At 70.5% G+C, this 21,212-nt stretch carries 20 protein-coding genes and 1 pseudogene; 12 read left to right on the forward strand and 9 right to left on the reverse strand.

The window, feature by feature from the left end:
- Positions 1-76 precede the first annotated feature (76 nt).
- Positions 77-1,423: a glycoside hydrolase family 19 protein gene (locus AC1DYN_RS14495; protein WP_477960643.1), complete on the forward strand. Its 1,347-nt coding sequence runs from the start codon at positions 77-79 to the stop codon at positions 1,421-1,423.
- A 12-nt stretch (positions 1,424-1,435) separates the two neighbouring features.
- On the opposite strand, the gene AC1DYN_RS14500 is transcribed toward AC1DYN_RS14495, so the two are convergent.
- A complete protein-coding gene (locus tag AC1DYN_RS14500) occupies positions 1,436-2,965 on the reverse strand; it encodes a methyl-accepting chemotaxis protein (RefSeq protein ID WP_477960645.1) in 1,530 nt (509 codons plus the stop codon).
- 173 nt (positions 2,966-3,138) lie between these two features.
- Between AC1DYN_RS14500 and AC1DYN_RS14505 the strand changes: the two genes are divergently transcribed.
- The 6 genes and pseudogenes from AC1DYN_RS14505 to AC1DYN_RS14530 all read left to right on the forward strand — a co-directional run.
- The gene (locus AC1DYN_RS14505; protein WP_477960647.1) at positions 3,139-3,585 is read left to right on the forward strand and encodes a nuclear transport factor 2 family protein; all 447 of its coding nucleotides are present in this window, start codon (positions 3,139-3,141) and stop codon (positions 3,583-3,585) included.
- 23 nt (positions 3,586-3,608) lie between these two features.
- Complete coding sequence (locus AC1DYN_RS14510) at positions 3,609-4,121, forward strand: RNA polymerase sigma factor (RefSeq protein ID WP_477960649.1); 513 nt, start codon at positions 3,609-3,611, stop codon at positions 4,119-4,121.
- 5 nt (positions 4,122-4,126) lie between these two features.
- Complete coding sequence (locus tag AC1DYN_RS14515; protein ID WP_477960651.1) at positions 4,127-4,957, forward strand: anti-sigma factor family protein; 831 nt, start codon at positions 4,127-4,129, stop codon at positions 4,955-4,957.
- A gap of 32 nt (positions 4,958-4,989) precedes the next feature.
- The gene (locus AC1DYN_RS14520; protein ID WP_477960653.1) at positions 4,990-6,333 is read left to right on the forward strand and encodes a beta-propeller fold lactonase family protein; all 1,344 of its coding nucleotides are present in this window, start codon (positions 4,990-4,992) and stop codon (positions 6,331-6,333) included.
- Complete coding sequence (gene copM, locus AC1DYN_RS14525; RefSeq protein WP_477960655.1) at positions 6,330-6,647, forward strand: CopM family metallochaperone; 318 nt, start codon at positions 6,330-6,332, stop codon at positions 6,645-6,647. The genes AC1DYN_RS14520 and copM overlap by 4 nt, the downstream gene beginning before the upstream one ends.
- A gap of 160 nt (positions 6,648-6,807) precedes the next feature.
- A pseudogene (locus AC1DYN_RS14530) lies at positions 6,808-6,861 on the forward strand (hypothetical protein); the annotation flags it as partial.
- 23 nt (positions 6,862-6,884) lie between these two features.
- Here AC1DYN_RS14530 and AC1DYN_RS14535 read toward each other — a convergent pair.
- The gene (locus tag AC1DYN_RS14535; protein WP_477960657.1) at positions 6,885-7,910 is read right to left on the reverse strand and encodes a DMT family transporter; all 1,026 of its coding nucleotides are present in this window, start codon (positions 7,908-7,910) and stop codon (positions 6,885-6,887) included.
- A 135-nt stretch (positions 7,911-8,045) separates the two neighbouring features.
- On the opposite strand from AC1DYN_RS14535, the gene AC1DYN_RS14540 reads away from it, so the two are divergent.
- Complete coding sequence (locus AC1DYN_RS14540) at positions 8,046-8,924, forward strand: LysR family transcriptional regulator (protein ID WP_477960659.1); 879 nt, start codon at positions 8,046-8,048, stop codon at positions 8,922-8,924.
- Positions 8,925-8,934: 10 nt separating this feature from the next.
- Here AC1DYN_RS14540 and AC1DYN_RS14545 read toward each other — a convergent pair whose 3' ends face one another.
- A complete protein-coding gene (locus AC1DYN_RS14545) occupies positions 8,935-9,717 on the reverse strand; it encodes a ChaN family lipoprotein (RefSeq protein ID WP_477960660.1) in 783 nt (260 codons plus the stop codon).
- A gap of 70 nt (positions 9,718-9,787) precedes the next feature.
- Here AC1DYN_RS14545 and AC1DYN_RS14550 point away from each other — a divergent pair, with 70 nt between their 5' ends.
- Positions 9,788-10,915 carry an aminotransferase class V-fold PLP-dependent enzyme gene (locus tag AC1DYN_RS14550; RefSeq protein WP_477960661.1) on the forward strand — a complete coding sequence of 376 codons (1,128 nt, stop codon included), beginning with the start codon at positions 9,788-9,790 and terminating at the stop codon, positions 10,913-10,915.
- A gap of 19 nt (positions 10,916-10,934) precedes the next feature.
- Here the strand turns inward: AC1DYN_RS14550 and AC1DYN_RS14555 are convergent, their stop codons facing one another.
- On the reverse strand, positions 10,935-11,834 hold the full coding sequence (locus AC1DYN_RS14555; protein WP_477960662.1) for an SDR family oxidoreductase: 900 nt from the start codon (positions 11,832-11,834) through the stop codon (positions 10,935-10,937).
- A gap of 31 nt (positions 11,835-11,865) precedes the next feature.
- Entirely contained in the window at positions 11,866-12,603 is a 738-nt protein-coding gene (locus AC1DYN_RS14560; RefSeq protein WP_477960664.1) for an SDR family oxidoreductase, read from the reverse strand.
- A 119-nt stretch (positions 12,604-12,722) separates the two neighbouring features.
- Between AC1DYN_RS14560 and AC1DYN_RS14565 the strand changes: the two genes are divergently transcribed.
- The gene (locus AC1DYN_RS14565) at positions 12,723-13,622 is read left to right on the forward strand and encodes a LysR family transcriptional regulator (protein ID WP_477960666.1); all 900 of its coding nucleotides are present in this window, start codon (positions 12,723-12,725) and stop codon (positions 13,620-13,622) included.
- Positions 13,623-13,628: 6 nt separating this feature from the next.
- On the opposite strand, the gene AC1DYN_RS14570 is transcribed toward AC1DYN_RS14565, so the two are convergent.
- Both AC1DYN_RS14570 and AC1DYN_RS14575 read right to left on the reverse strand, forming a co-directional pair.
- The gene (locus tag AC1DYN_RS14570) at positions 13,629-13,877 is read right to left on the reverse strand and encodes a hypothetical protein (protein WP_477960668.1); all 249 of its coding nucleotides are present in this window, start codon (positions 13,875-13,877) and stop codon (positions 13,629-13,631) included.
- 125 nt (positions 13,878-14,002) lie between these two features.
- Positions 14,003-16,612 carry a di-heme oxidoredictase family protein gene (locus AC1DYN_RS14575; protein ID WP_477960670.1) on the reverse strand — a complete coding sequence of 870 codons (2,610 nt, stop codon included), beginning with the start codon at positions 16,610-16,612 and terminating at the stop codon, positions 14,003-14,005.
- 229 nt (positions 16,613-16,841) lie between these two features.
- Here AC1DYN_RS14575 and ku point away from each other — a divergent pair, with 229 nt between their 5' ends.
- Together ku and ligD are read left to right on the forward strand one after the other, a co-directional pair.
- Complete coding sequence (gene ku / locus AC1DYN_RS14580; protein ID WP_477960672.1) at positions 16,842-17,702, forward strand: non-homologous end joining protein Ku; 861 nt, start codon at positions 16,842-16,844, stop codon at positions 17,700-17,702.
- Between the two features lie 9 nt (positions 17,703-17,711).
- Positions 17,712-20,201 (forward strand): DNA ligase D, encoded by a 2,490-nt coding sequence (gene ligD, locus AC1DYN_RS14585; RefSeq protein WP_477960674.1) that lies wholly within the window; start codon positions 17,712-17,714, stop codon positions 20,199-20,201.
- Here the strand turns inward: ligD and trxC are convergent.
- Positions 20,161-20,595, reverse strand: a complete 435-nt coding sequence (gene trxC, locus AC1DYN_RS14590) for a thioredoxin TrxC (RefSeq protein ID WP_477960676.1) — start codon at positions 20,593-20,595, stop codon at positions 20,161-20,163. The genes ligD and trxC overlap by 41 nt on opposite strands.
- Positions 20,596-20,616: 21 nt before the next feature.
- A complete protein-coding gene (locus AC1DYN_RS14595; RefSeq protein WP_477960678.1) occupies positions 20,617-21,207 on the reverse strand; it encodes an SIS domain-containing protein in 591 nt (196 codons plus the stop codon).
- Positions 21,208-21,212 lie beyond the last annotated feature (5 nt).

The raw sequence follows: 21,212 nt of genomic DNA on the forward strand, positions 1-21,212 counted from the left end.
CGCTTCCACATCGAGGAGTTCCGTGGAAAGCGTCGAAGCAGTGCTTGTGACCCATCAACAACCGGAAAGAAAAAGCATGTTTCTCAAAATGAGACGTTGGGTGGCCTGCGTGGCCAGCCTGTTGATACCCCTGGCCGCGATCACCGCGGCCCCCGCATCCGCAAGCCCGATGGCGAGCGTGTCGGCCGTCGCCGCGGCGGCGTGCAGTGCGCAGACCTGGCAGTACGGCGTGTACTACCGCCTGGGCGACGTGGTGCTCTATCCCAACAACGGCAGCTACTACAAGCTGGTGAACGTGGGCGGCAACGGCAGCGATGCCACCGATCCGACGATCAGCACCTGGTACTGGCAGCAGACCACCTGTGATGCCGGCGGCGGGGGTGGCGGCAGCGGCGGCGGCACCTGCAGCGCGCAGACCTGGCAGCAGGGCGTGTTCTACCGCCTGGGCGACGTCGTGCGCTACTCCAACGGCCAGTACTACAAGTTGGTCAACGTGGGCGGCAACGGCAGCGACGGCACCGACCCGACCATCAGCACCTGGTACTGGCAACCGACCACCTGCGCCGGCGGCGGGGGAGGCGGGGGCGGTGGTGGTGGTGGTGGCGGCACGGGCTGCACCGCGGTCGACTGGCAGGCCGGCGTGTACTACCGGCAGGGCGACATCGTGCGCTACTCCAACGGCCAGTACTACAAGCTGGTGAACGTGGGCGGCAACGGCAGCGACGGCACCGATCCGACGATCAGCACCTGGTACTGGCAGCCCACCACGTGCAGCGGTGGCGGCGGTGGGGGCGGCGGCGGTGGCGGTGGCGGCTCGTTCATCGTCAGCGAGGCGCAGTTCAACCAGATGTTCCCGAACCGCGCGGGGCTCTACACCTACGCCGGGCTGGTCAACGCGATGAGCGGCTTCCCGGCCTTCGCCAAGACCGGCAGCGACACGATCAAGCGCCAGGAGGCAGCCGCCTTCCTGGCCAACGTGGCGCACGAGTCCGACAACCTGCGCGCGACGCGCGAGTACAACCAGGCGAACTGGCCGCTCTACTGCGACTGGGCGAGCGGGTGTGCGCCGGGGCAGCAGTACTACGGCCGCGGTCCGATCCAGCTGAGCTGGAACTACAACTACCGCGCGGCCGGCCAGGCCATCGGTGTCGACCTGTGGAGCAACCCGGACCTGGTGGCGACCGACGCGACGATCGCGTGGAAGACCGCCGTCTGGTACTGGATGACGGGCACCGGCGCGGCCGGCGTCACGCCGCACAACGCGATGGTCAACTCGTGGGGCTTCGGCGTCACGATCAACGCCATCAACGGTGGGCTGGAATGCAACGGCCGCCGGCCCGACGCGGTGCAGACGCGCATCAACTACTACCGCAGCTTCACGTCGATCATCGGCGTCGACCCGGGCGGCAACCTGGGCTGCTGAGCCCCGGCCGGTTCAGGCCAGGCGGAAGACGCCGACCGCCGCCACCAGCTGATGCGCTTGCGCGCTGAGGCTGCCGGCGGCGGCGGCTGATTCCTCGACCAGGGCAGCGTTGCGCTGGGTGGCTTCGTCCAACCCGGCCACCGTCGCGTTCAGCTGGTCGACGCCCGCCGTCTGCCGCTGGCTGGCCTGGCCCATCTCGGCGATCAGGCCGGCCACGCGCTGCACCTGGTCGACCATGCCGCTCATGTGGCGGCCGGCGCTGTTCGCCAGCTCGGCACCCGCTTGCACGCGCTCGACGCTCGAGCCGATCAGCGCCTTGATGTCCTTCGCAGCCTCCGCGCTGCGTTGCGCCAGTGCGCGCACCTCGCTGGCCACCACCGCGAAGCCGCGGCCCTGTTCGCCGGCGCGTGCCGCCTCGACGGCGGCGTTGAGCGCGAGGATGTTGGTCTGGAACGCGATGCCGTCGATCACCCCGACGATGCGGCCGATCTCCTGCGAGCCTTCGGCGATGCCATCCATCGTGTGCACCACCTGCTGTACCACCGCGCCGCCCTGGCTGGCGGCCGCACCCGCCTCGGCGGCCAACTGCGCGGCGCTGCGGGCGGCATCGGCACTGGCCTTCAGGGCACCGGTCAGCTGTTCCATCGCCGCGGCGGTCTGCTGCAGGTTGCCGGCCTGCAGCTCGGTGCGCTGGCTCAGGTCGGAATTGCCGCGCGCGATCTGCTGCGAGCCGGTCGCGATCGAATCGCTGCTGCTGCGCACGGTGGCGACCACCTGGGTCAGCCGTTCGCACATCGCCGCCATCGCGGCCATGATGCTGCGGCTGTCGCCGGCTGCCACCGGCACGCGATGGCGCAGGTCGCCGGCCGCGACGGCATTGGCCACCGCGGCCACCTCGGCCGGTTCGCCACCGACCTGGGCCCAGACCGACTTCCACGCGAAGCGGCCGAAGCCGAGCAGCAGCACGGTCGCGGCGACGAAGACCCCCCATTGCGATCCCGCGACGCGTGCGAGCGTGGTGTCGAAGGTGGCCGTGGCCGCGTCTGCAAAGGCGGTCGAGGCCTTGACGGTGGTGTCCACCCCGGCACGGTGCTGCAGGTACAGCACGTCGGCAGACTTGAGCGCGGCCTGCGCGGCTGCGGCATCGGCCGCCGCCACGGCCTTCAGCACCGTGCGCGACGCGTCGAYGAAGCGCACGCCGGCCTCGTGCTGCGGGCCCAGCAGCTGCGCCTCGAGGCCATAGGGCGGATGGGCGCGCCAGTAGGCGACACGGTCGAGGTATTCCTTCTCCAGGCGGGCCGCTTCGGCCTGTGCCTTGTCCGGCGCGATGCTGCCTTCGACCGCCTGCGACAGCACCAGCCGCAGCTCGATCAGGTACATCGGCGGCGGCAGGATGTCGGCCGTGACGTCCTTCGCGACGAAGGTGCGCTGGGCTGCGCCGGCCGCCGTCCCGGCGCCCCACAGCGAGACCGCCATCAGCACGCTGGCCGCGGCGATGCCCGAGCCGATGAGGAGAACCAGGGTCAATCGCAATGAACGCATGGGCGGTGCCGCGGGTTGGAGGGCTGTCTTCGTTGTCGGCCGAGTTCCGGCTCACTTKAGCGCGATGTCGCGATCCGACACGGCGGCGCGGGCGCGGCCGACCGGATGGAATAAACGCGCCCGCCCGTCCGTCTGTGCAGGTGTCTCCTCCACAATCGTTCAAGGGTTCCTCGATGAAACACCTTTTCTTCCTCGCGCTGGCCGTGGTCTCCGCCGCGGCCCATGCCAGCCCGGCGACCGACAGCGCCGACACGCATTTCCGTGCGATCGGCGCCGGCGACGTGCAGGTGCTGATGCGCAGCTACCAGGATGGCGCGCAGCTGCAATGGGTCGGCGGTCCGCTGGACGGCAGTTATGCCGGCAAGGACGCGATCCGCGGCGTGTGGGAGAAGTTCTCCGGCACGCAGGGGCCGTTCGCGGTGACGGTCGAGAATGTCCAGGAATCGGCCAACCCCAAGGGTTCGACCGTGACGGCAAACCTGCTGTTCGTCGGCAAGATGCCGATCAAGGTGCGCCATGCGCTGGTGTTCCGCGACAACCTGGTGGTGTCCGAGACTTGGCAGGTCGATCCGAAGCTGGTGGTCGGTGCGAGCGCCGCCGCTGCGAAGGCCACGTACTGAACGGGCCCGCCGCAGCCACTGCCATGCGTTCCCAGGACGAAGCGGAGATCGTCGCAGGCATACCGCATCTGCGGCGCTACGCCCGCGGGCTGACCGGCGAGCGCGAGCGCGCCGACGACCTGGTGCAGGACACGCTGGAGCGTGCCTGGAGCCGGTTCTCGCTATGGCAGCGGCGCGGCGAGGTGCGGGCCTGGATGTTCGGGATCATGCACAACCTCTTCATCGACCGCGTGCGCAGCCAGCGCAGCAGCCCCGAGCAACCGGCCGACTCGCTACTGCCCGAGCCGCCCGATCGACCGACGCAGGCCGACGGCCTGGAACTGCGCGACCTCGATCGCCTGCTGGCACGCCTGCCACCCGAGCAGCGCGAGGTGCTGCTGCTGGTGGGCGTCGAGGAGATGAGCTACCAGGATGTCGCGCACATCGTCGGCGTGCCGATCGGCACGGTGATGTCGCGCCTGTCCCGGGCGCGCGAGCGGCTGCGTGCCGAACTCGAAGGCCGCAACGTGCCTTCGAAAATCCAGCGGGTGAAGTAACGACCATGGACCACCTTCAACTGACGCCCTCCGGGCCCGGCGCCCCGATCACCGAGGCCGACCTGCACGCCCACGTCGACCGCCAGCTCGGCCCGGCGCGCGACGCGGAAGTGCTGCAGTACCTGGCAGCCCGACCCGACGAACAGGCCCGCGTGCAGGCCTGGCGGCAGCAGAACGAGGCCTTGCACCGCCTGCTCGACCCGGTGCTGGACGAGCCGGTGCCCCTGCACCTGCCGGTGCGCGTGAAGACCAGGCTGCGATGGCGCGGCCTCGCTGCGGGGCTGGCGATCGCGATGCTGAGCGCCGGCACGTCGTGGTGGCTGCGCGGCTCGGTCGACGACGAACGGGTGCGCGTCGCGTATGCGGATGGTGCGGCCTCGGCCGGCGACTCGCTGAGCGGTTTCGCACGGCGTGCCGCGGTTGCCCACGTGGTCTACAGCCCCGACATCCGTCGGCCGGTGGAGGTCGGCGCCGACGAAGAACAGGCGCTGGTGGCCTGGCTGTCCAGGCGCCTCGGGACGGCCGTGAAGCCGCCGCTGCTGAAGGCGGTGGGTTACGAGCTGATCGGCGGGCGGTTGCTGCCGGGCGACAGCGGGCCCGTCGCGCAGTTCATGTACCACGACGCCACCGGCCAGCGCATGACGCTGTACGTGACGCGAGAGGCGCCGGCGGCGGCCGATGGCAGCACGGCCGCCTTCCGCTTCGGCCGTGACGGGCCGGTCAACGTCTTCTACTGGGTCGACCGGCATGTCGGCTACGCGATCTCCGGCGGCGCCGACCGCCAGGACCTGCTGCGCGTCGCGCAGGAGGTCCATCGGCAACTCGCACCGGGCTGAGCCGGGCCCACACCTTCCAAATTTCACCGAACATGCAACGACGAGAACTCCTCAAACTGGCCGCCGCCGCATCGACCGCGGCGGCCTGGCCGGCGCTGGCGCAATCCACCATCGACCCGCGCGACCGCGTCTTCATCACCAACGAGGACTCCAACACGCTGGTCGTGATCGACCCGCGCAGCAACAGCGTCGAGACCACCATCAACCTGACGAGCTTCGACGAAGACCCGAGGCCGCCATTCCGCTACGTGACGGCCGGCGTTGCGCCGACGCACGCGGCGATGATCCACAAGCCGCTGTACCACGGCTGCATCGATGCGCATGGCGCGGTGCCGTCGCCCGACGGGCGGCTGCTCGCGACGACCGGGCGTGGCTCGAGCAACGTCTACCTGATCGACGCGGCACAGCGGCGCGTCATCGGCAACCTGCCGAATCCGGCGGCCGGGCCGACGACGCAGGCCGAGCGCGTGTCCAGCGGCCTGCTGCTGGGGCGCGAGCCGCACGAGCCGAGCTTCACGCGCAACGGTCGCGAGCTGTGGGTGACGATCCGCGGCGAGAACCGCATCGCGATCCTCGACGTCGAGTTGGCGTGCCGGCAGCTGCAGGGGGCCAGCCTGCCCGCACTGCGGCAGTACCTGCCGACGCTGGACGGTCCGGCCCAGGCCTGGTTCTCGATCGACGGCCGCTTGGCCTTCGTCGCGAGCCAGAAGACGCCGCAGGTCGACGTGTTCCGCGTCAATGCCGATGCGGCGGGCCATTCGCGCCCGCAGCGCATCGCGACGCTCGACATCGCAGGGCAGGACCCGATGGGCTTCACGCCTTTCATCAAGACCACCGCCGACAACGCCGAGCTGTGGCTGTCGCACAAGCTGGCCGATGCGATCTCGTGCCGCTCGACGCACGGGGATTTCAAGCTGCTGGACCGCGTGCCGCTCGGCATCAACGCGCGGCCCAACCATGTCGAGTTCGTGCGCAATGCGCGCGGCAGCGTGCTGTATGCGAGCCTGGCGCGCGTCGATGACAGCGGGCCGGATGGCGTCGCGTCGAGCCGCGTCGCGATCGTCGACCGCAGCGCGCCGCCGGGCGAGCGGCGCATGGTCGGCAGCTTCTTCTCGCACGGCCGAGAGGCGCACGGCCTGTGGACCAACCCGGAAAACACGCTTCTCTACGTCGCCCATGAGCAGGACGAGCTGCCGGGCACGCCGAACGCCGGCCAGACGGTGTGCAGCGCGTTCGACGTCAGCGATCCGCTGAATCCGGTGTTCGTCGCGCAGATCCCGCTCGGCGGCCTGGCGCTGCCGTCCGGCACGCTGCGCAACAAGAAGAGCATCAACCTCGTCTACGTGCGCATCGGCGAGAAAGGGCAGACGGCATGACCGGCAGCTTCCGCGAGGACATGGACGAGTCGATGGCGCGGATGATGGGCGACATGCACGGCCCGGGCTACACCGGCGATGCCGACGTCGACTTCCTCGCGATGATGATTCCGCACCACGCGGGCGCGGTCGACATGGCGCGGCTGGTGCTGCAACACGGGCGCGATCCCGCGACCCGGCAACTGGCCGAGGAGATCATCGCCGGCCAGACCATCGAGATCGAAAGCATGACGCGCCGATTGCAGCAATTGCACCGGCGTGGTGCGTCCGGTGCGCTGGAGTTTCCGTTGCTCGGGGGAATCCGGGGCTCTTGAGGCCAAGGGTTTCAGGCGTTCCGTCACAGACAGTGCGTCACCTAGGGTTTACACTAGTACCTAGGTGTTAACCCGCACGAGGGACGCACTGACTGAGAAAAACCGACCACAAGACGGACCGAGATAGAACATGAACATGATCAATGCCATCGCCAGCGCCATGCGCAACGCATTTGCCGGCGGCACCCAGCCGCGCGGCGGTTACGACGAGGCCTGGCTGGCCGAATCCCAGGACATCTACGAACTCGAGCGCCGCATGCGCGCCATCGACAACAGCCGTTGCGGCCGGGGCGACCTGCACACCAGCGCCTTCCTGTCGATGTCGCCGGCCGGCACCGGCCGCTGAGCATCCGCGCGGCTTGCCGCACGCTGCGACAGCGTGTGGATCAGCAGGCCCGCCACCACCAACGCCACGCCGGCCAGCTCATGCGCGGCCGGGCGTGAGCCCAGCGCGGCACCGATCAGCAAGGCCGACACCGGCACGACGTTCAGGAATGCGGTGCTGGTGACGACGCCCAGCGTCCTGACGCCGAAGTTGTAGGCCAGCACGCCGAACACCGTCGGCACGAGGCCGATGTACACCAGCACCGGCCAGGCTTGCCATGCGGCATGCACCTGCGGCACCGCGGCGAGGCCCGAAGCGCTGAGCAGCAGCGTCGCCAGCAGCAGCAGCGGCCAGGACGCCAGCGCGCTCAGGCTGCTGAAGCTGACCACGTCGAGTTCGGGCAGCCGCGCGGCACCGCGCGTGTACCAGATCCAGCCCAGCGTGCCGGCCAGCGCGCTCAGGTCGCCCGGCCACGTGGATGTGCCGGCGGCGCCGGCGTGCAGCAGCCCCGAGACGATCACCACACCGGCCAGCGCCAGCAGCGTGCTGACGACGGCGCTGGCGCTCGGGCGCAGGCCGTCCAGTGCCCAGCGCACCAGCTGCGTCGTGATCGGCATCGTCGCCATGATCACCGCGCCATGCGAGGGCAGCGAGTGCGCGAGGCCGACCAGCACCATCGCGCTGAACACGCCGTAGCCGAGGAAGCCCAGCCCCGCGAGCCGCCACCCGTGGCGGCGCAGCACCGCCCACGGGAACGGCCCGCGCAGCGCCAGCAGCAGCGTGAAGGCGAGCGTGGCGACGGTGTAGCGCAGCAGCGTGAACCACACCGGATCGACCCAGTGCAGCACCGGCTTGCCGGCGATGAAGAGGCTGCCCCACGCCGTGGTGGCGAGCAGCAGGCCGGCGATGCCGACGTACGGGGAACGGGGTTGGGTCACGACAGGCTCCAGGCGATCTGATTCGATGCCGGGAAGTCTGGTCGGCGAGGGCGCTTGAGGCCATTCGCCAATTCGGAGCAGGGGCTCAGGATTTCCGAACTGACTTTGCAGGCCGGCGTGCCCACAATCGTGGCCATGGAGCTTTACCAACTGAAGACCTTCGTCGCGGTGGCGCAGGAAGGCCACCTGACGCGCGCCGCCGAGCGCGTGTTCACCAGCCCGCCGGCCGTCAGCGCGCAGATCAAGGCGCTGGAAGACGAACTGGGCGTGCGCCTGTTCGACCGCACGCCGCGCGGCATGGGCCTGACCGAGGAAGGCCGCCGGCTGCTCGACGAGGCCGAGCGCACGCTGGCCTCGGCCGGCCGCATGCGTTCCACCGCGGCGCAGTTGCGCGGCGCGGCCCAGGGGGTGGTGCGCTTCGGCACGGTCAGCGACCCGATGGCGCTGCGCCTGGGCGACGCCTTGCTGCGCCTCGCGCAGCGCAACCCGCAGGTCACGCTGCAGCTGCAGCAGGGGTTGTCGTCGGAGATGCTGCACGCGCTGCAGCGCGGCGAGCTCGACTGTGCCTACGTGATGACCGACCATGAAGAGATGGCCGGGCTGCAGATCCAGCGGCTGGCGCCGGTCGACCTGGTGGTGGCGCTGCCGACGGCGTTTGCCCAGGCGCATCCCGATCCCTCGCTGGCCGACCTGATGACCCAGCCGTGGATCGGCACGCCCGCCGGCTGCGTGTTGCGCACCCACATCGATGCCTTGTTCGCCGCCGGCGGCCGCGAGTACCAGGAAGGGGCGTCGGCCAGCACCGAAGGCGTGGTGCGCAGCATGGTGGCCAGCGGCATGGGGATCGGCGTCGTGCGGCTGGACCAGGCCGAGCAGGCGCAGCGCCAGGGCGAGTTCCACATCTGGAGGCACTGGCGGGCGCACACGTGGATCTGCTGGGCCGCGCCGCCCGAGAACCGCCTGGCGCCGGCCACGGTGGCCGTGCGCGCGGCCGTGCAGGAAGCCTGGGCTTGAGCTCGAGCGGTCAGCCCACCGGCTTGCGCATGGCCTCGCAGGGATCCGCGCGCGGCTGCTCGGGTGTCGTCACGACGCGGTCGAATGCGCCGGGTGCCGACGGGTCGCCGGCCTCGAGGTAGCCGATGCTGCGGCTGCGCGAGCGCGTGGCGTCGGCCAGCCAGCGCGGCACCCCGACGTCGCGCCGCACGTGGCCGTTGCCGGCCAGCAGCACGACGCCGCGCTCGGCATAGCGGTCCACCAGGCGCGCCATGAACTGGTCGCGCGCGACCTGCGCATCGGCCATGCGGCGTGCGGTCGCCGCGTCGAGCATGCCGCAGTGGCTGGCCTCGATGTCGCCGGCATGGGCGACCAGGATGTCGGCCGGCACCTGCGGCGAGAAGCCGCTGTCCGCCAGGCCCAGGCTCATCACGCGGCGGCTGTCGGCACGCGACACGTTGGCCGCGACGATCGGCAGGCCGTGGTCGAGGGCCAGCTGCACGAACGGCCGGTAGAAGGCCCAGTTCCAGCCGGGCGCACCGCCGGCCGCCGCGATCAGCGCATCGGCCGTCGGCGGTGTCGGGGCGGCGCGCAGGCGGTCGATGTCGGGCTGGCGTTCGCGGTCGAGCTGCTCCATCAGCAGGGCCGGGCGGGCGCCGCCGGCCAGCAGGTCCTGGAAGGCCTGCAGCCGCAGCGCCTGCTGGGCGGCATTGTCGTGAACCTCGCCCAGCAGCACGATGGGCGGCTGCGGCGGGCGGATGGCGCAGGCCGACAGGGCCAGCGCAGCGGCGAGGACGAGCGAACGCGGTGTCATGCCCGCATCATCGCCGAGCGCGGCGGCCGGTGCTACGCTCCGCGCCACACCCCAACGACGGAGACATCCCATGCCCGGATTGCTGCCCCAGGTCGATCCCGACGGCCTGCTCGAGTTCTCGGTGGTCTACACCGATCGCGCGCTGAACCACATGTCGAAGAAGTTCCAGGGTGTGCTGCGCGGCATCGCCGACACGCTCAAGCGCACGTACCACGCGCACACCGCGATCGTGATGCCGGGCAGCGGCAGCTTCGGGATGGAAGGCGTGGCGCGCCAGTTCGCGACCGGCCAGCGCGTGCTGGTGCTGCGCAACGGCTGGTTCAGCTACCGCTGGACGCAGATCTTCGAGATGGGGTCCATCCCGTCGACGGCGACGGTGCTGAAGGCGCGGCCGGTGGGTTCGGGCTACCAGGCGGCGTTCGCGCCGGCGCCGATCGGCGAGGTGGTCGAGACGATCCAGCGCGAGCGGCCGGCGCTGGTGTTCGCGGCGCACGTCGAGACGGCCTCCGGGATGATCCTGCCCGACAACTACCTGCGCTCGGTGGCCGATGCGGTGCATGCGGTGGGTGGGCTGTTCGTGCTGGACTGCATCGCGTCGGGCGCGATGTGGGTGGACATGCAGGCCACCGGCGTCGACGTGCTCATCAGCGCGCCGCAGAAGGGCTGGAGCGGCTCGCCGGGCAGTGCCTTCGTGATGCTGAGTGCCGCGGCGCGCGAGCGCATGGCGCAGACGCAGAGCACGAGTTTCGCGTGCGACCTGCGCAAGTGGCTGCAGATCATGGAGACCTACGAGGCCGGCTCGTTCGGCTACCACACGACGATGCCGACCGATGCGCTGACCCGGACCTGGGAGGTGATGCAGGAGACCGAGCGCTTCGGCTTCGAGGCCGCGCGCCAGGCGCAGCAGCAGTTGGGCACCAAGGTGAGGGCGCTGCTGGCGCAGAAGGGCTTCAAGAGCGTCGCGGCGACCGGCTTCGAGGCGCCGGGCGTGGTCGTCAGCTACACCGACGACCCGGAGATCCAGTCGGCCCGCAAGTTCGCCGGGCTCGGGCTGCAGACGGCGGCCGGGGTGCCGCTGCAGTGCGACGAGCCGGCGGATTTCCGCAGCTGGCGCATCGGCTTGTTCGGGCTGGACAAGCTCGCGAACGTGGACCGGACGGTGCAGCAGCTGGCGAACGCGCTCGAACGGATCCGCTGAGCGCGTTCGCGGTCGGGCCTCACACCCCCTTCGGCACCACCTTCAGCAGGTCCCCCAGCCCGGCGCGCTCGAGCAGCTGGGCCCGCATCCGGTCCGCCACGCCGCTGACGATGCCCGAGCCGTCGTCGCTCGGGTCGATGTGCACGCGGTACGGGCGTTGGCCGCAGGGTGCATCCACCGCCGCGACGATCGCGCGCGCCACGTCGGCCACGTCCGCATCCGCCGGCTCCAGCCGGGCCAGCGCCTGGCCCACCTGCTGCGGCAGGCCGGCGTAGTGCACGTCGTAGGCCTGGGCAACGGCCGCGTCCTCCGGGTGCCCGGCGTTCTGGAAGTGGTTCGTCCCCGACGTGAAGGCCCCCGGCACGACGATCGTGGTCTCGACGCCGAAGCGCGCCAGCTCGCCTGCATAGCTCACCGCCAGCGAATCCATCGCCGCCTTGGCCGCGAAGTACGGGCCCAGGTAGGGCGGCGTGCCGCCCTTGACGCTGGAGCTCGACACCCACACCACCAGCCCGTGCCCTTGCCGGCGCAGCTGCGGCAGCGCGGCGCGGTTCACGCGCTGCGTGCTCAGCGTGTTGACGTCGAACAGTTCGGCCACCTGCTCGGGCGTGAAGGCCTCGCTCGGGCCCAGCACCATGTGGCCGGCGTTGTGCACCACCACGTCCAGGCGCTGGTGCGTCCCGGTGATCTGCGCGATCGCGCGGTCGACGCTCGCCTGCGAGCCCACGTCCAGCTCGATGCTGCGCAGGTCGACGCCGTGCTCCCTCGCATAGGTGGCCGCGGCTTCGGCGGCCCGCGCATTGCGCGTCGCAATGGCCCGCATGCCGGCGTAGACGGTGTGGCCGGCGTCGGCCAGCGCACGGGCGGTGAGGGCGCCGAAACCGCTGGACGCACCGGTGATGACGATGATCTTGTTCATGGCTGTGCTCCTGGATGGGTTGAAAGCTCGCTCAGACGATGCCGCCGTTGGCGCGCAGGGTCTGGCCGTTGATCCACGCGCCGTCCTTGCCGGCGAGGAAGGACACGACACCGGCCACGTCGTCCGGCGTGCCCAGGCGCTCCAGCGGCGCCGCCTTGGCCAGGCGCTCGATCACCTCGGCCGGCTTGCCGTTCAGGAACAGCTCGGTCGCGGTGGGCCCGGGGGCGACGGCATTCACCGTCACCTGGCGGCCGCGCAGTTCCTTGGCCAGGATGTTGGTCATCGCCTCGATCGCCGCCTTGCCGGCCGCGTAGGCCGAATACCCCGGCGTCGCGAGGCCGACGATGCTGCTCGAGAAGTTGACGATGCGCCCGCCCGACTGCAGCCGCTTCACCGCTTCGCGCATGGTGTTGAAGCTGCCCTTGACGTTGATGTTGAACAGCCGGTCGAAGGTCTCGTCGTCGGTGTCGACCAGCGCCGGCATGTGGGTCGGCATCACGCCGGCGTTGTTGACCAGCAGGTCGATGCGGCCATAGGCGTGGATGGCTTCGTCGAACAGCTGGCGCACGGCCGCCGGGTCCGACACGTCGGCCTGCACCGCGGTGGCCTGCCCGCCGGCGGCGACGATGGCATCGACCACCTCGGCGGCCGGCCTGGCGCTGCCGGCGTAGTTGACGATGACGGCGAAACCGTCGGCAGCGAGCCGGCGGGCGACGGTGGCGCCGATGCCGCGGGAGGCGCCGGTGACGATGGCAACTTGCTGGTTCATGGTGTGACTCCTGGGGGATGAAGTGAAAGTGAAGCCATTGTTGTTGCTCGGCAGGAATCAATAAATGCAGCAGAATGGCCATCACTGTTCAACCGAAATCAACAAACAAAGAGCTGGCCATGGACCGTTTCCAGACCATGCAGCTGTTCGTCCGCATCGTCGAACTGGGCAGCTTCACCAAGGGCGCCGAAGACCTGGAACTGCCGCGCGCCACCGCCACCCACGCGATCCAGCAATTGGAAAAGCGCCTGGGCACGCGGCTGCTGCAGCGCACGACGCGGCAGGTCAAGCCCACGCCCGACGGCGACGCGTACTACCAGCGCTGCGTGCGGCTGCTGGCCGACCTGGACGAGACCGAATCGGCCTTCGGCCAGTCGCTCGCCAGCCCCAAGGGCAAGCTGCGCGTCGACCTGCAGGAGTCGCTGGCCCGGCGCTTCCTGCTGCCGCACCTGGGCGAGTTCTGCAGCCGCTACCCGGACATCGAGCTCGAGATCGGCATGGGCGACCGCTTCGTCGACCTGGTGCGCGAGGGCGTGGATTGCGTGCTGCGCGCCGGCAGCCCGCGCGATTCGACGATGGTGCTGCGGCACGTGGCCGACAAGCCGCAGTTCACCTGCGCGAGCCCGGCCTACCTGGAGAAATACGGTGTGCCGGCCTCACTGGCCGACCTGGCGCAGCACCGGGCGGTGAATTTCCTGTCCAGTGCCACCGGCCGCCGCATCCCGTTCGATTTCATCGTCGACGGGCAGCCCCAGTCGGTGCTGATGAAAGGCAGCGTCTCGGTGCGGCATGCCGATGCCTACCTGGCCTGCTGCCTTGCCGGGCAGGGGCTGATCCAGCTGCCGCGCTACAACGCGCAGGCCGACCTGGCGGCCGGGCGCCTGGTGGAGGTGCTGGGCGCTTGGTGCCCGCCGCCGATGCCGGTGTCGCTGCTGTACCCGCACAGCCGCCAGCTGTCGCCGCGCGTGCGGGTGTTCGTCGACTGGGTGGTCGAGCGCATGCGGGATGCGCCGCTTTAGCCCGGGTCAGCGCCGCGCCGACTCGCGCACCCGGGTGACTTCGCGCTTGATCGCCGCCGGCACTGCGCTGGCCGCGGCGGCCGGAATCGCCGCCGCCATCAGCAGCATGTCGGCCGCGAAGGCATTGCGGTCGGCCCGTTCGGTCACCGGCAGGCCGATGGCCAGCGCAGCGAAGGCGACAGCCACCGGCAGGGCCACGCCGACCCCGGGGAGCAGCCGCCGCGACGGCGTGGGTGAGAGGTGGGACGGGCTCATGGTGTGTTCTCCCTGGCGATGGAGAAACTGTACGGAGAGCCCGATCCCCCTGGTGTAGGTGCGCTCAAGAACCCGCTGTAGGAATTCCCCCCGAGTCGGCCATCTCGTGCACGCTGCGTGCCTGGCTAGAGCGTGTTCAGGAAAGCCAGCACCGCCGCCCGGTCGTCGCGCGACAAGGCCTCGAAGCGCTGCCGGCTGGTGTCGGCCTCGCCGCCGTGCCAGCCGATCGCCTCCATCAGTGTGCGGGCGCGCCCGTCGTGCAGGTAGCGCACGTTCTGCACGCCGCCTTGCACGAAGGGCAGAGAGCCGATGCCCCACAGCGGCGCGGTGCGCCACATCGACGGCTGCGCCTTGCCCTCGGCCACCGTGTCCGCCAGGCCCGCGCCCATGTCGTGCAGCAGCAGGTTGGTGTACGGGTGGATGGTCTGGTCGCGCAGCTCGGCGAGCGGGTGGGTCTTGCCGGTCTTCAGCGTCGCCGTGTGGCAGCCTGTGCAGTTGACCTGCGCGAACAACTGCGCACCGCGCGCCACCTGGGCCGGGTTCACCTCGTGCTCGGGCGACACGCGCACGCCCGCCGGGAAGGCGCTGCGCAGGCTGCGCTGCGCCGGCACGGCCAGCAGCTGCAGGTACTGCACGACGCGTTGCAACTCCTGGTCGTTGAGGCCCGTGCCTTGCGGGTTGGTCCGGCAATCGGCCGCCGCCCTCTGGCAGCTGCGCGACGGATACACCGGCGATACCACCCCCAGGTCGTTGACCAGCGCCTCGGCCGCCTGGTGGCGCAGGCTCGCCTTGCCTGCCTTCCAGCCGAAGCGGCCCAATCGCGCCTGGCCGGATTCCGGGTCGGTCACGAGGTTGGGCACGCCGCGGATGCCGTCGCCATTCGCATCGCCCGGGTCGGCCAGCGCGAGCACCGTGCTCTCGGGCAGGGCCTCGAGCAGGCCGACGCCGATCACCTGCGGCGCCTGGCGCGGCGAATACTGCGCCGGCACCGGGCCCTTGAAGGCATACACCGGCTTCTGCAGCGCGACCTGCTCGCCATCGGCCAGCGTGCGCACCGTCGTCGTGTAGCTTTGCACGTTGACGCTGTAGTCGGCCGCGCCGTCGGCGCTGGCTTTCTGCAGCACGTTGAGCCCGTAGGTCGGGTCGGGCACGCGCTTGCCATCCGCACCGGCGGTGCCGGTCAGCACCGTGCCGGCGAACACCGCACCCGCCGCCGGTGCCGCCGTGCGGCCGTTCAGCGCGTGGCAGCCGATGCAGCTCACCTGGTTGTAGCGCGGGCCCAGCTGGCCGGCATGGGTGCTGAACACCGGGTTGCTCTCCGGGTGCTCCGAGTGCCGGCCGTCGACGAACGAGGTGTGGAACAGCCGCCGCCCCTCGACGAAGCGCTTGGTGTTCTGGATGCCGATGTTGTTGGCCATCTGCTGGAACACGCGCATCGGCTCTTCGGAGTAGTTGTACGACAGGCTGGTCTGCCCGCCGGACAGCGTCTCGGGCGGCAGCGGCGCCGAGTCCAGGTTCGGTGCGATGCCGTACCACGGCCGCAGCCCGACGCCGGCCACGTACAGCTGCTCGAACGAGTAGTAGCGCGCGCCGCCGCCGTCGACCACCGCGCTGCCGTCGGCGTTGTACTTCAGCCGCGGGGCCGGGGCCAGCTCGACCGGGTCGCCGACCTTCAGCGTGCTGTGCGGGTCGGTGCGCCAGTTGGTGTCGACCGAGAACTGGCAGTCGGCGTCCGGCTGCCCGGCGATGCAGATCGGCAGCGGGTAGTTGTCCTGGTTCAGGAACTTCGGGTTGCCGAAGCCGTAGTTCAGCGCCCAGCCGTAGTCGCGCACGTTCGGGTCGCCGGCGTTGCGGAACAGGCTGAAGGTGGTGCCGTCGAAGATGCCGTCGTTGACGCGCAGCGTGAAGGTGATCTTCGAGCGGCCGGCGGGCACCTCGTCACGGATCACCAGGCCGAAGGTTCGGTTCTGGAAGTAGAACGACGGGAAGGTCAGGTAGCGGCCGGGACCCTGGTCGGGCGCGTCCCACGGCTCGCCGCGCTCGCGCGCATGGCGCTCGGTCGGGCGCATGCCCATGTAGGTGACCAGCGTGCCGTCGGCCTCGACGGCCTGGATCGTCTCGGTGACCTGCGTGCCTTCCGGGAACAGCGGCACGACGCCGACCGGGTCGGGCGGGGTGCCCGTGCCGCCGACCAGCTTGAACTGCTGCGTGCCGGCGGCGGTGCAACCGTACTGGCGCAGCGCCGCGGCATCGGCCTGCACGCACTTGCCGCTGTTGACGTTGGCCAGCGTCACGACGCCCGCGCCGAACTCGGTGAGCCGGAAGCGCTGCGCGTTGGTGCCGTTGTCGGTCCATTGCTGCAGTGGTGCACCGTCGGCGCCGGACGCGTTCTGCACGTCCACCGCCAGGCCGTTGGCCGCGACCGTGAGCTTGTGAACGCCGCTGGACACCTGGGCCAGGTCGAACTGTTGCGTCGCCGCGCTGCTGCAGGCCTGCAGCTGCAGCGCGCTGCCGCTGGCATTGCCGTTCACGCCGATGCACTGGCCGGTGGCCACGCTTTGCAGCGCATAGCGGCCCGCGGTCACGGCCATCGCCTGTTCTTTCGACGATGCGGCATCGGTGCCGGATGAGGGGGAGGGGGCTTCGTTGCCGCCGCAGGCCGAGAGCAGCSCGGCCACCAGGCCGATGCTCGAAGCCCATGCGCGGCCCAACCCGCCTGCAGGGATCTGTCTCATGTCGTCTCCTCGTAGAGTGGCAGAAACGGTCCCTGTACTGCGGTCATTGGAACCGGTTCCAATTACAGCGACGCCATTGAACTCCTGCCGGCGCGACTCGTCCAGTCGGATAGCAAATCTTTCGTTCACGGCGTCTTCCTACATCAACGCGCGTCATCTGCCGCTGGCCTGGCCGGCGTCGGTCGTCCTAGGCTTGCTTCGTCGCGAACGTCGTCGAAGGAGTCCCGCCATGCCCCACGCCATCTGGAAAGGCGCCATCAGCTTCGGGCTGGTGCACGTGCCGGTCGCGCTGTATCCCGCGTCGTCCGAATCGGGCGTCGACTTCGACTGGCTCGACAAGCGCTCGATGGACCCGGTGGGCTACAAGCGCGTCAACAAGCGCACTGGCCGCGAGATCGACAAGGCGAACATCGTGAAGGGCGTCAAGGTCGAGGGCGGCGACTACGTCGTGCTGAGCGACGACGAGATCAAGACCGCGTACCCGAAGACCACGCAGACCATCGAGATCGAGTCCTTCGCGCATGCCGGCGAGATCCCGTTCACGCAGCTCGACCGGCCCTACTACCTGGAGCCGCTGCCCAAGGGCGAGAAGGTGTATGCGCTGCTGCGCGAGGCGATGCTGGAGGCCGGCGTGATCGGCATCGCGCGCGTCGTGATGCACACCAAGGAGCACCTGGCCGCGCTGATCCCCAGCGGCCCGGCGCTGATGCTGAACACGCTGCGCTGGGCGGCCGACATCCGCCCGTGGGACGACATCAAGCTGCCGCCCGAGGGCAAGAAGGGCAGCAACCTGAAGGAGGCCGAGCTGAAGATGGCGCGCCAGCTGATCGGCGACATGACCGAGACCTGGAAGCCCGAGGCCTATGCCGACCGCTTCACCGAGGCCATCCATGCGCTGGTGGCCAAGCGCGTGCAGAGCGGCGACACCGAGAAGGTCGAGGCGATGGAAGAGGGCGCGCAGGCCGGCCCGAGCAACGTGGTCGACCTGACCGAGCTGCTGGCCCGCAGCCTGAAGCGCAAGCCGGCCGCCGAAGCCGCACCGGCCCGCAAGGCACCTGCGCGCAAGGCCGCGGCGCGCAAGCGGGCGTAGCCGGGCGCGATGCCGCGCACGCAGGCGGCGGCCGATCCGCTGCACACCTATTGGTCCAAGCGCGATTTCAGCAAGACGCCCGAACCGCGCGGCGAGCGGGCCGCGGCCGGGCCCGAGCGGGTGTTCGTGGTGCAGAAGCACGATGCGACCCGGCTGCACTACGACTTCCGCCTCGAGCTGGGCGGCGTGATGCTGTCGTGGGCCGTGCCCAAGGGCCCGAGCCTCGATCCGCAGGACAAGCGCATGGCCGTGCGCACCGAAGACCACCCGATCTCGTACAACGACTTCGAAGGCCGCATCCCCACGGGGCAGTACGGTGCCGGCGACGTGATCGTCTGGGACCGCGGCACCTGGCAACCGGTGGGCGACCCGCAGAAGGGCCTGGCCGCCGGCAAGCTGGTGTTCGCGCTGCAGGGCGAGAAGCTGCACGGGTCGTGGGAGCTGGTGCGGCTGCGCAAGCCGGGCACCCCCCGGCAGGAAGCCTGGCTGCTGTTCAAGAAGAAGGATGCGTTCGCGCGTCCGCATGCGCAGTACGACGTCGTCAGCGCGCTGCCCGACAGCGTGATCGGCCGCCCGCCGAAGGCCGACACCGGCGGGGCGGTGAAGGCGCCGCTGCCGAAGACGCTGTCGCCGCAGCTCGCGACGCTGGCCAGTGGCGTGCCGGCCGATGGCGACTGGGGCTTCGAGATCAAGTTCGACGGCTACCGGATCATGGCGCGCGTCGAGCGCGGCAAGCCGGCGCTGATCACCCGCGGCGGCCACGACTGGACCGCCAGGATGCCGCGCATCGCCGCCGCGCTGCGCCGGCTGGACCTGGCGTCGGCCTGGCTGGACGGCGAGATCGTCGTGCTCGGCGACGAGGGCCTGCCGGTCTTCAACCGGCTGCAGAACGCCTTCGACGGCGGCGCCACGCAGGACCTGTCGTACTTCCTGTTCGACCTGCCGTACCTCGAGGGCCACGACCTGCGCGCGCTGCCGCTGCGCGAGCGCCGCCGGCTGCTGAAGCAACTGCTCGATGCCAAGGGCAGCGAGCCGCTGCGCTTCAGCGAGGCCTTCGCGGCCGATGCYGCGAGCGTGCTGCAGTCGGCCTGCCGGCTGAACCTGGAAGGCGTGATCGCCAAGCGCCAGGATGCGCCCTACGTGTCGCGCCGCAGCGAGACCTGGCTGAAGCTGAAATGCCAGCTGCGCCAGGARTTCGTSATCGGCGGCTTCACCGACCGCGGCGGCCACCCCGGCGCGGCGCAGGTCGGCAGCCTGCTGCTCGGCGTGCACGACGACGCCGGCCGGCTGGTGTCGGTGGGCAGCGTCGGCACCGGCTGGAGCACGCGCGCCGCGGCCGATCTGAAGAAGAAGCTGGTGCCGCTGGAGACGGATGCTTCACCCTTCGACGTCGACCTCAAGAAAGGCCGCTGGTCGCGCCGGCCGCAGGGCGCGGAGCGCTGGGTCGAGCCGACGCTGGTCGCCGAGGTGCGCTTCGGCGAATGGACACCCGACGGACAGATCCGCCATGCGGCGTTCGAGGGCCTGCGCAGCGACAAGCCGGCGCAACGCATCACGCGCGAGCAGCCGCTGCCCGCGCCGGTCCCGGCTTCGACCAAGGTCTCGCACCCCGGACGCGTCATCGATGCGAGCACCGGGCTGACCAAGCTCGACCTGGTGCGCTACTACGAGAGCATCGCCGAGTGGATGCTGCCGCACCTGGCAGGCCGGCCATGCTCGCTGGTGCGCGGGCCCGGCGGCGTCGGCGGCCCGCTGTTCTTCCAGAAGCATGCCGACCGGCGCAGCCTCCCCGGCATTCGCGAACTCGACCCGGGGCTGTGGCCCGGCCACGACGCGCTGCTCGAGGTGCCGGACGCCGCCGCGCTGGCCGGCGCCGCGMAGATGAACGTGATCGAGTTCCACACCWGGAACGCGCTGGCCCGGCGCATCGACAAGCCGGACCGGCTGGTGTTCGACCTCGACCCGGGCGAGGGCGTCGAATGGCGGCGCGTGCAGGAAGCGGCCACGCTGACGCGCGCGTTGCTGCAGCAGCTGGGCCTGGCCAGCTGGCTCAAGACCAGCGGCGGCAAGGGCCTGCACGTGGTCGTGCCGCTGAAGCCGCAGCACGGCTGGGACGCGGTGAAAGGCTTCTCGCAGGCCGTGGTGCAGCACATGGCGGGCGTCATCCCGGACCGCTTCGTCGCGAAGAGCGGGCCGTCGAACCGCAAGGGCCGGATCTTCGTCGACTACCTGCGCAACGGCCATGGCGCGACCACCGCCGCGGCGTTCTCCGCGCGGGCGCGGCCGGGGCTGGGCGTGTCGATGCCGGTGGCCTGGGAGCAGTTGGACGAGCTGAAGGGCGGGGCGCAGTGGACGGTCGCGACGGCGCGCGAGCACCTGTCGTTCCAGCGCGAGGATCCGTGGAAGGACTACTGGGCCACGCACCAGGCGCTGGCGCAGCCGATGCAGCGGCTGGGGTTCAAGCCGCCGCGCGCGGCACCTGCGAGCGCACCCAGCTGACGATCTCCTGGGCCGGCAATGCACCGCTGCGGCGCGCGATCTCCTTGCCGCCGCGGAACAGCAGCAGCGTCGGGATGCTGCGGATGCCGTAGGCCGCGGCGCTGCGCTGGGCGGCCTCGGTGTCGAGCTTCGCGAAGCGCACGTCCGGCAGTTGGCGCGCCGCCGCCTCGAACTGCGGCGCCATCGAACGGCAGGGCCCGCACCAGGCGGCCCAGCAATCGACCAGCAGCGGCATCTCGCTGCCTGCCAGGTGGCGTTCGAGGCTGGCGTCGTCGACCTCGATCGGGTGGTCGGGCAGCAGCTTCGCGCCGCACTGGCCGCACAGCGGATCGTCGCGCAGCCGCGCGTCGGGCACGCGGTTGCGGGTCAGGCAGGATGGGCAGACGAGTTGCATCAGCGGCCTCCTTCGGGGCTGTCAGCCGGCGTAGTTCTCGGGGAAGAAGCGGCGCTCGACCAGCTCGATCAGGATGTGCAGCACCTTGATGTGCAGCTCCTGCACGCGGTCGGCATAGCGGCCGCCGGGGGTGCAGACGTAGACGTCGCTGAGCGCCTCGAACTCGGGGTTGCGCTTGCCGGTGAGCGCGATCACCGCCACGCCCTGTGCCTTCGCGGCGCGCGCGGCGCGCAGGATGTTCTTGCTGGTGCCGCTGGTGCTGATGGCCAGCAGGCAGTCGCCCGGGCGGCCGTGCGCCTCGACGTAGCGCGAGAACACCTGTTCGTAGCCGAGGTCGTTGCCGACGCAGCTCATGTGGCTCGCATCGCTGATCGCGGCGGCGGCGAGCGCCGGGCGGTCGGCACGGTAGCGGCCGGTCAGCTCTTCGGCGAAGTGCATTGCATCGCACATCGAGCCGCCGTTGCCGCACGAATAGACGCGGCCCTTGCGTTCGAAGACCTCGATCAGCAGCGCGGCGGCGCGCTCGACGCTGGCAAGCGCGTCGCGGTCCGACAGCAGGGCATCGAGGGCGCGCTGGGCTTCGCGCAGGTTGGACTGGATGTGTTCGATCATGGCGG

The sequence above is a fragment of the Rhizobacter sp. P2_D12 genome (genome assembly GCF_056404395.1).